This is a genomic window from Streptomyces sp. NBC_01235, from assembly GCF_035989285.1.
Classification (GTDB): Bacteria; Actinomycetota; Actinomycetes; order Streptomycetales; family Streptomycetaceae; genus Streptomyces.
In genome coordinates, this window is sequence record NZ_CP108513.1 from 7,739,843 (window position 1) to 7,754,699 (window position 14,857).

Annotated in this window: 11 protein-coding genes; 9 read left to right on the forward strand and 2 right to left on the reverse strand. The window is 72.5% G+C overall.

The window, feature by feature from the left end:
* Window positions 1-55 precede the first annotated feature (55 nt).
* The 7 genes from OG289_RS34990 to OG289_RS35020 all read left to right on the forward strand — a co-directional run bounded on the left by OG289_RS34990 (window position 56) and on the right by OG289_RS35020 (window position 7,833).
* Window positions 56-367 (forward strand): hypothetical protein, encoded by a 312-nt coding sequence (locus OG289_RS34990; protein WP_327318042.1) that lies wholly within the window; start codon window positions 56-58, stop codon window positions 365-367.
* 231 nt (window positions 368-598) lie between these two features.
* The gene (locus OG289_RS34995) at window positions 599-2,827 is read left to right on the forward strand and encodes an MMPL family transporter (RefSeq protein WP_327318043.1); all 2,229 of its coding nucleotides are present in this window, start codon (window positions 599-601) and stop codon (window positions 2,825-2,827) included.
* Complete coding sequence (locus OG289_RS35000; protein WP_327318044.1) at window positions 2,805-3,380, forward strand: GNAT family N-acetyltransferase; 576 nt, start codon at window positions 2,805-2,807, stop codon at window positions 3,378-3,380. Before OG289_RS34995 ends, OG289_RS35000 begins: the two co-directional genes overlap by 23 nt.
* Before the next feature lie 35 nt (window positions 3,381-3,415).
* Window positions 3,416-3,982: a hypothetical protein gene (locus tag OG289_RS35005; protein ID WP_327318045.1), complete on the forward strand. Its 567-nt coding sequence runs from the start codon at window positions 3,416-3,418 to the stop codon at window positions 3,980-3,982.
* 200 nt (window positions 3,983-4,182) lie between these two features.
* The gene (locus OG289_RS35010) at window positions 4,183-4,392 is read left to right on the forward strand and encodes a hypothetical protein (protein ID WP_327318046.1); all 210 of its coding nucleotides are present in this window, start codon (window positions 4,183-4,185) and stop codon (window positions 4,390-4,392) included.
* Window positions 4,393-4,508: 116 nt separating this feature from the next.
* Complete coding sequence (locus OG289_RS35015; protein WP_327318047.1) at window positions 4,509-7,556, forward strand: helix-turn-helix transcriptional regulator; 3,048 nt, start codon at window positions 4,509-4,511, stop codon at window positions 7,554-7,556.
* 40 nt (window positions 7,557-7,596) lie between these two features.
* Complete coding sequence (locus tag OG289_RS35020; protein WP_327318048.1) at window positions 7,597-7,833, forward strand: DUF6191 domain-containing protein; 237 nt, start codon at window positions 7,597-7,599, stop codon at window positions 7,831-7,833.
* Between the two features lie 52 nt (window positions 7,834-7,885).
* Here the strand turns inward: OG289_RS35020 and OG289_RS35025 are convergent, their stop codons facing one another.
* Together OG289_RS35025 and OG289_RS35030 are read right to left on the reverse strand one after the other, a co-directional pair.
* Window positions 7,886-9,046, reverse strand: coding sequence for a PQQ-dependent sugar dehydrogenase (locus OG289_RS35025; protein WP_327318049.1), 1,161 nt, complete (start codon window positions 9,044-9,046; stop codon window positions 7,886-7,888).
* 111 nt (window positions 9,047-9,157) lie between these two features.
* Window positions 9,158-10,156 (reverse strand): aldo/keto reductase, encoded by a 999-nt coding sequence (locus tag OG289_RS35030; protein WP_327318050.1) that lies wholly within the window; start codon window positions 10,154-10,156, stop codon window positions 9,158-9,160.
* A 76-nt stretch (window positions 10,157-10,232) separates the two neighbouring features.
* Between OG289_RS35030 and OG289_RS35035 the strand changes: the two genes are divergently transcribed.
* Complete coding sequence (locus OG289_RS35035; RefSeq protein ID WP_327318051.1) at window positions 10,233-11,186, forward strand: 2-hydroxyacid dehydrogenase; 954 nt, start codon at window positions 10,233-10,235, stop codon at window positions 11,184-11,186.
* 410 nt (window positions 11,187-11,596) lie between these two features.
* Window positions 11,597-14,656, forward strand: a complete 3,060-nt coding sequence (locus OG289_RS35040; RefSeq protein ID WP_327318052.1) for a putative bifunctional diguanylate cyclase/phosphodiesterase — start codon at window positions 11,597-11,599, stop codon at window positions 14,654-14,656.
* Window positions 14,657-14,857: the final 201 nt, after the last annotated feature.

Below are 14,857 nucleotides of genomic sequence, written 5' to 3' on the forward strand. Positions count from 1 at the left end.
GAAACCGGTGCACCCCTGCTCGCGTCCTCGGCCCGACGCGCTACGCTCGCCCGCCATGAGTGCACGAACCGACTCCGAACCCCACAGCGACATAGAGGACCCGGACGAGGAGTACGGCACCGAGGACGCCCGGCGGGCCCGCTGGACGGCGACCGGCACCGGAGCGCTGCTCACCCTCGCCGGTCTCGCCGCGTCCCTCCTGCGCCTCACCGGATCCGCCCCGGCGCTCGTCCCGGCGGCCTACGCCCTCGGCGCCGCAGTCTGCGCCCTCGCCGCCCTCCTGGGCTCCCGCGGCCGTACCCGGCGCGCGCTGTGGCTGCTGATCGCCGGGGTGATGGTGATGGCGTTCGGCGACCAGGCGGACTGACACGCCCGGTACTGACACGTGGCCGACGTGCCCTGACACCGCGGCCGTTATTGTCCTGTGATCTGCCTCCCACTCTTGTGAAAAGGCGCACGAACGCGTCCGACGATCTTTTTCGCCTGCGAGAGTGGCCTCGCATTGCTCATACGTTCTTTGCGGGCTGTTCAAGTCAGACCACGACTGTGCACGAATGTTCCCGGCCAAAGATCCACAATTCACCCCGGGAGCGCGTCGGTGGCAGCCCTTGCACGTTGGTGTGTACGCAACCACCTCGTCACAATCCTGCTCTGGCTGCTCGCCCTCGGCGCCACGGCCACCGCCGCGGTCGTCACCGGCTCCGCCTACTCCAACGACTACGAGGTCCCCGGCACCGAGTCCGGCCGCGCCACGCAGCTGCTCACGCAGGGCTTTACGGACCTCGGCGGTGACACCGACACCGTCGTCTGGCACACCACCTCGGACACCGTCCGCGCCGCCGACGTCGAACAGACCATGACCCGCACGCTGGAGAAGATCGCCGACCTGCCCGGCGTGGCCTCCGTCGCCGGCCCCTACGACGACCAGGGCAGGGCGCAGATCAGCAAGGACGGGCACACGGCGTACGCCACCGTCGTCTTCGAGGACCGAGCCGAGGACATCGACAAGGGCGAGGCGCAGGCCGTCGTCGACACCGCCCGGGCCGCCGGGAGCGACGGGCTCCAGGTCGAGCTGGGCGGCAGCGCGATCGGGCTCACCGAGTCCTCCGGCGGGCATCTCGCCGAGGTCGTCGGGGTGGTCGTCGCCGCGGTCGTGCTGTTCCTGGCCTTCGGCTCGCTCGCCGCCTCGGCTCTGCCCATCGCCACCGCCCTGGTCGGCGTCGGCACCGCGTACGCCGGGATCGTGCTCCTCGGACACGCCATGACCGTCGCCGACTTCGCGCCCATGCTCGGCATGCTCATCGGGCTCGGCGTCGGCATCGACTACGCGCTGTTCATCGTGACCAGGCACCGGCGCGGGCTGAAGCGCGGGCTCACGGTCACCGAAGCCGCCACCAACGCCGTCGCCACCACCGGACGCGCGGTCGTCTTCGCGGGCGCCACGGTGTGCATAGCGCTGCTCGGCATGCTGATCCTGCGGCTGAGCTTCCTCAACGGAGTGGCGATCGCCGCCTCCCTGACCGTCGTGCTCACCGTCGCCGCCTCCGTGACGCTGCTGCCCGCCCTGCTGTCCGGGATCGGCATGCGGGCCCTCAGCCGCCGCGAACGCCGCCGCCTCGCCGAGCACGGGCCGCAGCCGGAGCTGCCGACCGGGCTCGCCGCCCGCTGGTCGGCGTTCGTGGAGCGTCACCCCAAGCTGCTCGGCGCGCTCGCCCTCGTCGTCATCGCCGTCCTCGCCCTGCCCACCTTTTCCCTCCGTCTGGGCACCTCCGACCAGGGCAACGCCCCGAAGTCGGCCACCACCCGCCAGGCCTACGACCTCCTGTCCGACGGTTTCGGGGCGGGCGTCAACGGCCCGCTGACCCTGGTGACCCGCGTCGACGGCGCAGAGGACAAGCTCGCCCTCGACAACCTCGACGCAGCCCTGCGCACCACCGAGGGCGTGGCGTCGGTGACCCCGGTGACCTTCGACTCCGCAGGCCGCACCGCGTACCTCACCGTCGTACCGGAGTCCGCCCCGCAGTCGCAGCACACCACTGAGCTCGTCGACCGGCTGCGCACCGAGGTGCTGCCCCGGGCCGAGGCCGGCACCTCCCTCGACGTCCAGGTGGGGGGCGTCACGGCGGGCTACGACGACTTCGCGGACGTCATCGTCGGCAAACTGCCGCTGTTCGTGGGCGTCGTCATCGGCCTGGGCTGTCTGCTGCTCCTGCTCGCGTTCCGGTCCGCCGGCATCCCGCTGAAGGCCGCCGTGATGAACGTGGCAGCCGTCGCCGCCGCCTTCGGAGTCGTCGTCGCGATCTTCCAGTGGGGCTGGGGGAGCGAGCTGCTGGGCCTCGGCCGCGCGGGGCCGATCGAGCCCTTCCTGCCGGTCATCATGGTGTCGGTGCTGTTCGGCCTCTCCATGGACTACCAGGTCTTCCTGGTCAGCCGGATGTACGAGGAGTGGCTGGAGACGGGCGACAACCGGCGCGCCGTCCGCGTGGGCCTCGCCGAGACCAGCCGCGTGATCAACTCCGCCGCGGTCATCATGATCTCGGTCTTCCTCGCCTTCGTCCTCAGCGGCGACCGGGTGATCGCCATGTTCGGCATCGCGCTCGCCGCCGCCGTCGCCCTCGACGCCTTCGTCCTCCGTACGCTGCTGGTGCCCGCTCTGATGCACCTGCTCGGCGGCGCCAACTGGTGGCTTCCCCGTTGGCTCGACCGGCGGCTGCCGCGGATCAGCATCGAGCCGCCCGAGTGCCGTGCCGCCCATGAGAGGCTCACCGAGGCAGTGGAGGCGCTGGAGAAGGAGCGGGAGCCGGATGTACGCGATATCGCTGGGTGACGACGGAGCCGAACTGCGTCCCCTGGAGCCCTGGCACGCCGAGGAGTTCCTCGCGCACCTGGAGCGAGGCCGGGAGTTCATCAACCAGTACGTCCCCTTCGGCTCGAAGGCCGAGGACGTGGCCGGCGCGCGCGAGGTGCTCCAGCGGTACGCCGACATGCGCGCCGCCGACACCGGCTCCCTGCACGGCCTGTGGCTGGACGGCAAGCTCGTGGGCGGGGTGCTCTTCCTGAACTTCGACGCCGAGGCCGCGAACTGCGAGGTCGGCTGCTGGCTGGAACCCGCCGCCACCGGGCGCGGTCTGATCACCCGGGCCATCCGGGTGCTGATCGACTTCGCCGTGGACCAGCGCGGGATCCAGCGGATCGAGTGGGTCGCGTCCGCGGGGAACACGCCCAGCCTGAACGTCGCCCGGCGGCTGGGGATGACCCGCGACGGCGTGCGCCGGCAGGCCTACCCCTATCGTGGGGTGCGGCACGACCTCGAAGTGTGGTCCGTGCTGGCCCAGGAGTGGCACGACGCACGCGCGCGTGCCGCTCACAACGATCATTAAGGGACCTCTCAGAGAGCGTCCGTACGGTGCGAGGTATGGGAACCAAGACTGCTGACGAGGCCGGCGCCGAGACCGGCACCGAGACGAAGACCGACGAGGAGAAGGTGGACGTCACCAAGACCGACGCCACGGACGAGGTGACCGAAGAGGCACCGCACTCCGACGAGCTCGTCGCCGAGGACGGTGACGCCGTCGCGGACGGCTCCGTCGGCGTCGGCCAGGGCGCGGGCGCCGTCGTCTCCGCAGTGCTCGGCTTCGTGTCGCTCACCGGCAGCTGGATCGGCACCGTCGCCGGGGCGCGCCAGACCCTCGTCGGCCAGCTGCACAATTCCACCTCGTCGAACACGAGCCTCGCCAAGCAGCTGGAGGCGACCCACGGCGACGCCTGGCAGACCACCGCGCTGTGGGCCGGCCTGTTCGCGCTGGCCGCGCTGGTCGTCGGCGTCGTCGTGCTGGCCCGCCCGGCCTTCGGCACCGCCCGTCCGCAGGCGACCTGGATCAAGTCGGTCTCCTGGGCCGGCGTCGCGCTGGGCGTCATCGGCCTGCTCCTGGCCGTCCTCAAGTACACCGACGCGCTGCTCCCCCTGCCCGGCGCAAGCTGAGTCCGCGCAGGTCACGAGGGGTCTTAGTCCGGCCGTAAGCACCTTACGGCCGGCCCTGGGACCCCTCAGCCGCGTCTAAGGCACCCCCCGTCGCCGAAGATGCGGAACTCTCCCGATGTGGCGGACCCGCCTGGGAGACGAAGGTGGAGGCATCGCGGCAAGCGAAGCCGAAAACCCACCTTCCCAAGGGGACATCCACCATGTACGAGTACGAGCTCCAGCAGGCCCGTTCCGCCGAACTGCTCCGCCGGGCCGAACACGAGCGGCTGGCCCGCGAGGCCGTCCGCGGCCGGCGTGCCGCCCGCCGCGAGGCCGCCGAACGCACCACCGCCCAGCGGTCGGACGGCGGCGCCGAGAACGAGTCGCATACCCACCTCCTGCGCCGGCTCCGGTTCGCCCGGCCGGCATGAACCCCGGGGCGGGGGAGGGCGACCGCACGGGGGTCGGCCGCCTTCCCACCGGGGTTCCGGCGACATCCGTCGGGGTTCCGGGGATATCCGCTGGGCCGTCCTCACACCCCCGTGCGATGCTCGCCCCCGTGGAGACCAGGTCCGTCAGCCCCGTCTTCGTCGGTCGCGCCGACGAGTTGGACACCCTGAACGCCGCGCTCTCCCGCGCCGCGGCGGGAGAGCCGCAGGCGCTGCTCATCGGCGGCGAGGCCGGGGTCGGCAAGACCAGGCTCGTCGAGGAGTTCGCCACGGCCGCCCGCCGCCGGGGCGCCGTCGTCGCGGTCGGCGGTTGCGTCGAGATCGGCGCCGACGGACTGCCCTTCGCCCCGTTCTCCACCGCCCTGCGCGCCCTGCGCCGCACCCTGCCGGACGAACTGGCCGCCGCCGGGGCCGGCCAGGAGGAGGAACTCGCCCGGCTGCTGCCCGAACTGGGCGTGGCGGCCTCCGGACGCCACGACGAGGAGGGCATGGCCCGCCTCTTCGAACTCACCGCCCGCCTCCTGGAACGCGTCGCCGCCGACCGCACCGTCGTCGTCGCCCTGGAGGACCTGCACTGGGCCGACGCCTCCACCCGCCACCTGCTGTCCTACCTGCTGCGCACCCTGCGCACCGGCCGGCTCGTCGTCCTCGCCACCTACCGCGCCGACGACATCCACCGCCGCCACCCGCTGCGCCCCCTGCTCGCCGAACTCGACCGGCTGCGCACCGTCCAGCGCCTCGAACTCGCCCGCTTCACCCGCGACGAGGTCTGCCGCCAGATCGCCGGCATCCTCGCCCACGAACCCGACCCCGACCAGGTCGACGACATCTTCGAACGCTCCGACGGCAACGCCTTCTTCGTCGAGGAACTCGCCGTCGCCGCCCACGAGGGCTGCCGCACCGGCCTCACCGACTCCCTTCGCGACCTGCTGCTCGTCCGCGTCGAGGCCTTGCCCGAGAGCGCGCAGAACGTCGCCCGGATCGTCGCCGAGGGAGGCTCCACCGTCGAGTACCGGCTGCTCGACGCCGTCGCCCGGCTCGCCGAGGACGAGCTTCTCGAGGCACTGCGCGCCGCCGTCGGCGCCAACATCCTGCTCGCCGCCCCCGACGGCGACGGCTACCGCTTCCGGCACTCCCTGGTCCGCGAGGCCGTCGGCGACGACCTGCTCCCCGGCGAACGCTCCCGCCTCAACCGCCGTTACGCCGAGGCCCTCGAGGCCGACCCGACGCTCGTCCCCGCCGACGAGCGCGTCATGCGGCTGGCCAGCTACTGGTACCACGCGCACGACCCGGCCAAGGCCCTCCCCGCTGTTCTGGACGCCTCCGTCGAGGCCCGCTCCCGGCGCGCCTACAGCGAACAACTGCGGCTCCTGGAACGGGCGATGGAACTGTGGGAGACCGCGCCGGAGGGGGTGCGGGCCGCCCTGCGACCCGTCGGACACACCGAGGCCTGCTCTCCCTGCGGATGCGACCCGGCCACCACCCCGCTGCGCTTCCTCGACCTCATGGCCGAGGCCGCCGTCGCAGGCCGTTACTGCGGGGAACGCGAACGCGCCCTGAAGATCACCAAGCGGGCCCTGCGCCTCCTGGAGGACGAGGACGACCCCCAGCGCGCCGCCTGGTTCTGGGTGCAGCGCTCCCGGCTGGTGCACTCCCTGGGCCGGGGCAGCGGCCGCGAGGAACTGGCCACCGCCCAGGACCTGGTGCGCGGCCTGCCGCCCAGCGAGGTGCACGCCGAGGTGCTCACCCACATCGCCAACTGGTCCATGGTCCACGCCCCCGGTCCCGACGCCTACCAGGCCGCCGAACGGGCCGTGGAGTACGCCCGCATGATCGGCTCCCGCGAGACCGAGCTCAACGCCCGCCAGGTCCTCGGTGTCCTCATGGTTCACGCCGGCCACATCGAGGCCGGACTCGCGCAGCTGCACGACGTCAGGGACCGGGCCCTCGCCGAGGACGCCCCCTCCGTCGCCCTGAACGCCTATGTCGACCTCTCCTCCGAACTGGAGGCGATCGGCCGCTCCCGGGAGGCCGTCCCGATCCTGGACAAGGGCCTCGACTTCGCCGAACGGCACGGACCGCCCGACACCGTGGCCCGGGTATGGGGCAACCTCGCCGAGTCCTACCTCTCCCTGGGCCGCTGGGACGAGGCCGACCGCGCCTGCGCCGCCGCCGGGCGGGTGGGTCGGGGTGTGGCGATCCTCGGCGTCCACGCCACCCTCCGCGCCGAACTCGCCCTCGCCCGCGGCGACCTCGCCGAGGCCGACCGCCAACTCGCTGCGGGTCAGGGCTTCTTCGGCTCCCACGAACCCGCCCCCCAGCACCATCTCCCCCTCACCCGCCTCGCCATCGGACTCGCCGCGGCCCAGGGCCGCCCGCTGGACGCCCGCGCCCACGTCTCACCCGTCCTCGACCGAGGCTTCCCGCCCGGTGCCCAGCGTGACGCCTGGCCCCTGTTGCTCGCCGCCGCCTCAGCCGAGGGCGACGCCCGCGCACTGCCCGCCGCCGGGCCCGGCCGCGCCGACCTCGTCGACCGCATCCGCACGGCCGCCAAGAAGCTCGCCACGATCGCCCCCGTCTGGCAGGCCCACGAACGCTGGGTCCGCGTCGAGCTCCTGCGCGCCGAGGGCCGCGCCGACCCGGACGACTGGTCCGAGGTGGTCACCGCCTTCGAACACCTGGAACGCCCCTACGACCTCGCCCGCACCCGCCACCGCCTGGCCGAGGCCCTGCTCTCCGCCGGCGGCGACGACGAACGCGACCGAGCCGCCGAGCTCCTCCGCCTCGCCCGCGCCGTCGCCGCCCACCTCGGCGCCGTCCCCCTCACCGACGCCGTCACCCTCCTCGCCCGACGCGCCCGCCTCCCGCTCACCCCCACCACCCTCACCTCACGGAAGCCGTCCGCCGACCCCATCGAGTCCCTCGGCCTGACCAGCCGGGAACGCGACGTCCTCCGCCTGGTCTCCGCCGGCCGCACCAACCGGCAGATCGCCGAGGAACTCTTCATCTCGCCGAAGACGGCCAGCGTCCACGTCTCGAACATCCTGTCCAAGCTCGACGTCTCGGGCCGCGGAGAGGCGGCGGCGGTGGCCCACCGGCTGGGGCTGTTCCCGCCGGGGGCGGGGGAGCGGGTGGCCGCGCGATGATGGACAACGGTGACATACCGGCCCCCGGAAAGGGAGAACGATGTTCAACGCCTTCGAGGACCTCTTCGCGCCGGGCCGCAAGCACACCCGGGACGAGCAGAACCGGCTGGAGCTGACCCGGGAGGACGTCGGGGACGGTGATCCCGGGCGGGGGCCGATAGACCTCACGTCCGGGAAGGTCGTCGTACGGCCGCCCGAGACGGAGGCGGGGGCGTCGGAGGCGGAGGCGGAGGCGGGGGAAGCGGCGGAGTCGGAGGCAGGGGCGGAGGACGGGTGACGGGTGACGGGTGACAGGTGGAGGACGGGTGAGGGAGGACGGGCGAAGGTGCTCAGCTCACCTCCAGCTCAAGGATCCGGTCGTCCCCCGTCTTCGGGTCGCCCCGGCCGTCCGTGTTGCTGGTCGTGACCCACAGCTTGTCGCCGCCCGCCGACACCACCGTGCGCAGCCGGCCGTACTCGCCCTTGAGGAAGGCCTGCGGGTCCGCCGAGGCCGCCGTGCCCTTCAGCGGGATGCGCCACAGGCGCTGCCCCTTCAGCCCCGCCATCCAGATCGAGCCCTCCGCGTAGGCGATGCCACTGGGCGAGGCGTCGTCGGTGTGCCACTGGGCTGTCGGGTTGCGGTACTTCGCGTCCTCGGACCTGCCCTCCGCCGCCGGCCAGCCGTAGTCGGCGCCCGGCATGATCGCGTTCAGCTCGTCCCACGTGTTCTGCCCGAACTCCGAGGCGAACAGGCGCTGTTTGGAGTCCCAGGCCAGACCCTGCACATTGCGGTGGCCGTACGAGTACACCGGGGAGTCCGGGAACGGGTTGCCGGCGGCCGGTTCGCCCTCCGGGGTCAGCCGCAGGATCTTGCCGCCCAGGGACTTCTTGTCCTGGGCCAGGCCCCGGTCGCCGCTCTCGCCCGTGCCGGCGTAGAGCATGCCGTCCGGGCCGAACGCGATCCGGCCACCGTTGTGGATCATGCCCTTGGGGATGCCCTTGAAGACCGTGTCGGGCGCCCCCAGCTGGTCCCCGGCGGGCCGCTTCGTGTCGTAGATCATGCGGACGATCCGGTTGTCCGAGGCCGAGGTGAAGTACGCGTAGACCATGTGGTCCGAGGCGTAGTCGGGGGAGAGGGCCAGGCCCAGCAGGCCGCCCTCGCCCGCGGCGGAGACGCCCGGCACCTCACCCAGCTCGGTCTTTCGGCCCGTCTTCTCGTCGACCCGTGTGATCGTCCCCTCGTCGCGCGAGGCAACCAGCAGGCCGCCCTCGGGGAGCGGGGCCAGGCCCCAGGGGGTGTTCAGGCCCTCGGCGACCGTGCGCACCACCTTGACCGTGCCCTTCGCGGGCGGGGTCTCCTCGGCGGCCGGGGAGGTCTGCGCGGCCTTGCGCCCCGGGGACGCGCTGGCGGAGGCGCCCGGCGACTCCTCGGCGTCGGAGGAACAGCCGGCCGTCACCAGCAGAGCGCTCGCGGCCAACACGGCCGACACAGCTCGACGTTGCACGATCATGTTCCCTTCGACAGGACGGTCACGGCGGTACCTGCGGCAGGCTCCACTTGTCCTACGCCGCTCACGCCTCAGGGGTTCCCGATCCGGCTCGACCCGACCCGAAAGCGGCACTCACTCCCACGATCCCCGTGCTCCCGGCAGTTCCGCCACCTCCGTCAGGTCCTGCGGCGTCAGACGCAGACCGGACGCCTGCGCGTTCTCCGCCACCCAGCGCTCCTGCTTGGCGCCCGGGACCGGCACCACGTGCCGGCCCTGCGCCAGCACCCAGGCCAGGGCCACCTGCGCGGCCGTCACGGACTCGCCGTGCCGGGCGGCGATCCGGCGCAGGCCGGCGACGATCGGCTGGTTCGCGGCCATCATCTCGGCGGTGAACCGGGGGTGGCGGGCCCGCATGTCGTCCGGCTCGAAGCCCTCGCCCGGCGTCAGCGTGCCGGTGAGGAAGCCGTTGCCGAGCGGCATCGCCGCCAGGAATCCGACCCCGCGCGCCTCGCACCACGGCAGCAGCGTGTCCAGCGCCTCCGGCGACCACACGGACAGCTCCGCCTCCACCGCGCTCACCGGGAAGACCTGCTGGACCCGCCGCAACTGCCGAATCGTTCCGTCGTAGAGCCGCCCCTGGGAGCGGCGACCACCCCGGGCCCCCACCGCGCACAGCCCCAGCGCCCGCACCTTGCCCGCCCGGACGAGCTCGGCCATCGCGCCCCACGTCTCCTCGACCGGGACCTCGGGGTCCGCGCGGTGCAGTTGGTAGAGGTCGATGACGTCCGTCTGCAGGCGCCGGAGGGAGGCGTCGCAGGCCCGTTTCACATACCCGGGGCGGCCATTGGCCACGATGTGCTGCTCACCGACGAGCAGCCCCACCTTCGTCGACACGAACGCGTCCTCGCGCCGCTCCTTCAACACCCGCCCCAGCAACAGCTCGTTGGTGAACGGGCCGTACATGTCGGCGGTGTCCAGCAGGGACGAACCCTCATCCAACGCCCGGTGCACCGCCCTGAGCGACTCGTCGCCACGCTGCCGCGACCCGCTGTACGCCCAGCTCATCGGCATGCACCCGAGACCGACGGCCCCCACCTCGAGCGCCCCCGCGCCGATCGTCCTGCGCTCCACCTGCTCGTGACCCTCCCTCTCCCGACCCCCCAACCTAACCTCTGCGCACGCGCGCGCCTGACATAGCCTCCCGACCATGAGTGCTGACGTATGGCTTCCCATCCCTCCGGAGGAGATCGAGGGTCTCCCCGAGGGGCCGAACTACCGCTTCTGGAACGGCGCGGAGGACTTTCCGGCCGACCCGGCGGACTGCGCCTTCTACGTCGTCCCCTACATGAAGCCCGCCGAAGTCGGGCAGCGGCCCCTGCCCGCGATGAGCGCGCTGGAGGTCGTCCAGACGCTGTCCGCCGGCATCGACCACGTGCAGCCGGCCCTCGCGTCCCTGCCTCCCGGAGTGCGGCTGTGCAACGCGCGCGGGGTGCACGAGGCGAGTACCGCCGAGCTCACGCTCACGTTGGTCCTCGCGTCGCTGCGCGGGGTTCCCGACTTCGTGCGGGCCCAGGACAGGGGGGAGTGGCTGGGCGGGTTCCGGCCCGCGCTCGCCGACCGGAACGTGCTCATCGTCGGGTACGGCTCCATCGGTTCCGCCATCGAGGACCGGCTCGTGCCCTTCGAGGTGGCGCGGGTGGCGCGCGTCGCGCGCTCATGGCGCACGACGGCGCGCGGTCCCGTGCATCCGATCGCCGAACTGCCCGCCCTGCTCCCCGAGGCGGACGTCGTGATCGTGTCCACGCCGCTGAACGAGAGCACGCTCGGCCTGGTCGACGCCGAGTTCCTGGCCCGGATGAAGGACGGCGCGCTGCTGGTCAACGTGGCCCGCGGCCCGGTCGTCGACACCAAGGCGCTGCTCGCCGAACTGGAGAGCGGCCGCCTCACCGCCGCCCTGGACGTCACCGACCCCGAACCCCTGCCCCCGGGGCACCCGTTGTGGAGTGCGCCGGGTGTCCTCGTCAGCCCGCACGTCGGCGGGCCCACCTCCGCCTTCCTGCCGCGCGCCGAGCGACTCCTGGTGGACCAGTTGGACCGCTTCGTGAACCGGCGGCCGCTGCGCAACGTGATCCTTACGACGGGCACGGCGAACGGATCGTGACGGCGATGGCAGTCCTGTAGTCCGGTTCGGGCACCCTCCGCAGTCCCCCGGACGCGGTCCGTACCTCTTCCGGGCGCATATGCCGATGATCGTCACGCAGCGTAGAGGAACTATGTCCCTGAGTGACGAGACTGGTGTATCGTCCCGACAGGGGCTGCGCCGCGCACTTCGGCGCCAGGGATGGACATTTCAGACTTGTGAGGGGGGCGACGGGCGATGCACGGCCTATGGACGAACGATCCGACGCGGCGGAGCCGCCGACGGCGACCCTGGCGCTCGGCCGCGCGCGAACACGGTCACGGTGCCCACCACGGCCATCACCACCGCAGGTGCGGCAGCCACCGGAAGCACGCGCAGCCGACGCCCCGGGACCCGAGGGATCCGGGAGTGACGCGGACCGGGGGGACCCGGTGAGTTCGCCGCCGACCTCCACGACCCTCCTCGACGGAGCACTGCGGACGCAGTCTCCGACGGGGACACCGCGCACCGCGCCGCCGTCCGCCGGCGGCCCCGGATCGAGCCTGGTCCACCAACTGCTGCTGGCTCTCATGTGCGCGGGATACGCCGTCGGTTCCGCGCTCGGCTGGGGCTCCGACGAACTCGCGCTGATCATGGGCGACTTCGGGCTGACCGCCGCGGCGGGCGCCGCCGCCGTGTCGTGTCTCCTCTACGCGCGCACCCGACGCGTCCGCTTTCGATCCGCCTGGCTGCTGTTCTCGCTCTCCTCGGCGATGGCGGCCCTCGGCAATCTGGTCTGGGGTTGGTACGAGGTGGTCCTGGGGCGGCCCGTGCCCAGCCCCAGCCTCGCCGACCTGTTCTTCCTGTGCTTCGCGCCCCCCGCCATCGTGGGGCTGCTCGTGCTCGCCGCCCGGCCCATGACGAAGGCGGGCTGGGTCTGCCTGGGGCTGGACGCCTGGCTGATCGCCGGCTCGCTGCTCACCCTCTCCTGGAGCCTCGCGCTCGCCCAGGCGGCGCAGTTCGACGGGCCGAGCGTCGCGCACGCGGCGCTGTCGCTGGCGTACCCGCTGCTCGACATCGCCCTGGTGAGCATGGTGCTCGTCCTGCACTTCAGGCGGTCGCCCGTGAATCGCACAGCGGTCAACACGGCTGTCGGCGCGCTCGCGCTGACCGTGATGTGCGACGCCCTGTTCACCTCACCGCTGCTGCACAACAACTACCGCTCGGGCCAGCTCCTCGACGCGGGCTGGTTCGCGGGCTCGCTGCTCCTGGCGTACGCGCCCTGGGCCGCCTCCCGCCGACAAGGGGCGTCGGACGAGGGGCACACGCGTGTGGTGCACGAGCATGTACCCGGCCAGCAGCGCACCGCGGGCCACCCGCACGGGCCGTCGCGTCCGGCCGCCCACCCCTCCGCGCAGACGGCCGCGCGGGCACCGGACCGGACGCCTCCCCAGGGAGGTGATCCCAGCCGGTATCCGGCCACCCGGCCCATCACCGGCTCCCTGGCCGCGCTCACGCCGTATCTCGCGGCCGCCGTCTGCACCCTGGGGATCCTCTACAACGTCCTCAACGGCCGCAGCGTCGACCGTGTGGTGCTGCTGACCGGTGGCGCGGTCGTGCTCGCCCTCGTGGTGCGGCAGGGGATCATGCTGCTCGACAACATCACCCTCACCCAGGAACTGGCGCAGAAGGAGAACCACTTCCGCTCCCTGGTGCAGGGCTCCAGCGACGTCATCATGATCGCCGCCCCCAGCGGCATCCTCCGGTACGTCTCCCCGGCAGCCGCCGGGGTCTACGGACAGTCCGCCGAGGAGCTCGTGGGCACCGAGCTGGCCCATCTCATCCACCCGGAGGACCTGGGCTGCGTGGTGCACGAGGTGCGCCGCTTCCTCGCCGCCACCCCCCAGGAGGAGCCCACCACCCGCATCGAGTGCCGCTTCCGCTCCGGCGGCGGGGGCTGGCTCAACGTCGAGTCGACCGTCAACCGCCACCACGGCGGCCTGATCTTCAACAGCCGGGACGTGACCGAACGCGTGCGGCTCCAGGCGCAGCTCCAGCACAACGCCGAGCACGACCCGCTCACCGACCTGCCCAACCGCGCGCTGTTCACCCGGCGCGTCCAGCAGGCCCTGTCCGGTCGCCGTAGCTCCGACCGGGGTCCCGCCCTGCGCAACACTGCGGTCCTCTTCATCGACCTCGACGGCTTCAAGGCGGTCAACGACACGATCGGCCACGCGGCGGGGGACGAACTGCTGGTCCAAGCGGCCCGCCGGCTCCAGGACGCGGTCCGCCACGGCGACACCGCGTCCCGGCTGGGCGGCGACGAGTTCGCGGCCCTGATCGTCGGCGACGGCACCCGCGACCGTACCGCCCGCGAACGCCACATACTGGAACTCGCCGACCGGCTCAGGCTCACGCTCTCCCAGCCGTACCTCATCGACGGCAACGAGGTGCGCGTCGCCGCGTCCATCGGCGTCGCCTTCGCCGAACCGGGCCTCGGCGCCGGTGAGCTGCTGCGCAACGCCGACCTCGCCATGTACCGCGCCAAGGCGGGCGGCAAGGGCCGGGTCGAGCTGTACAAGCCGCAGATGCAGCAGGACGTCGTCCGCAAGGCGGAGCTGGCCACGCGGCTGCGTGCCGCGCTGCACGACGGCGAGTTCGCGCTGCTGCACCAGCCGGTGGTGCGCCTGGAGGACGGCCGGATCTCGTCGGTCGCCGCGCAGGCCCGATGGCGCTCCTCCCAAGGAGTGCTCTTCACCCCCGCCGAGTTCCTGCGCGCCGCCGAGGACAGCGACAAGACCGCCGAACTGGGTCGCTGGACGCTGGAGGAGGCCGTCGAACAGGCCGCCGACCGGACCGCGAGCGGGCTGACCGTGCCGGTCGTCGTGCGGGTGGGCGCCCGGCGGCTGCTGGACCGGTCGATGCCGCTGGGCTCCGTGGAGGCGCTGCTGACACGGCACGGGCTGCCGTCCGGGGCGCTGATGGTCGAGCTGTCGGACACCGACCCCAGGGTGCCGCTGGACGAGCTGGAGCGCCGCCTGGGGGCCTTGAAGCGGCTCGGCGTCCGGATCGCCCTCGACGGCTTCGGCAGCGGCTTCGCCACCCTCACGGCACTTCGCCGGCTCCCCGTCGACGTACTCAAACTCGACCGCTCGCTGGTCGAGGGGGTCGTCGAGTCCGCGCGGCTGCACAAGATCACCAGCGGGCTGCTGCGGATCGCCGGAGACCTCGGGCTGCAGTCCGTCGCGGAGGGGGTGGATCTGCCCGAGCAGGTCGTGGCGCTGCGCGCGATGGGCTGCACCCACGGTCAGGGCATGGCGTTCTCCGGGCCGGTCGACGAGTACCGGCTGCGCCGGGCTCTCGCGACCGGCCGCTACCCGGTCCCGCACGGGCCCGCCGAGCCCGCGTTCGCGGGCGGCGGCGCGGGGGTGTACACCAGTGGTGTCACCGCCGTCCTGGGGAGCGGAAGTGCCCTTCGTTCACATAATGAGACTCCCGTCCCACCCACTTGACAGCCGGTGCGCGCCAGGGGGAGGGTCAATGCCATGCGCACCCGAATTCTCGTACTTGGAAAGCGCGTCGGCTGAAGCTGGTGACGTCCGGACGGACCCGGAACTCACGGCGACCCACACCCGGCGCGCTCCCCTCGCTTGCCTTTTGGCACGAGGGGTTTTTTGTTGCACAAAACCGCAGCAGCACCCCTGTAGAACCCC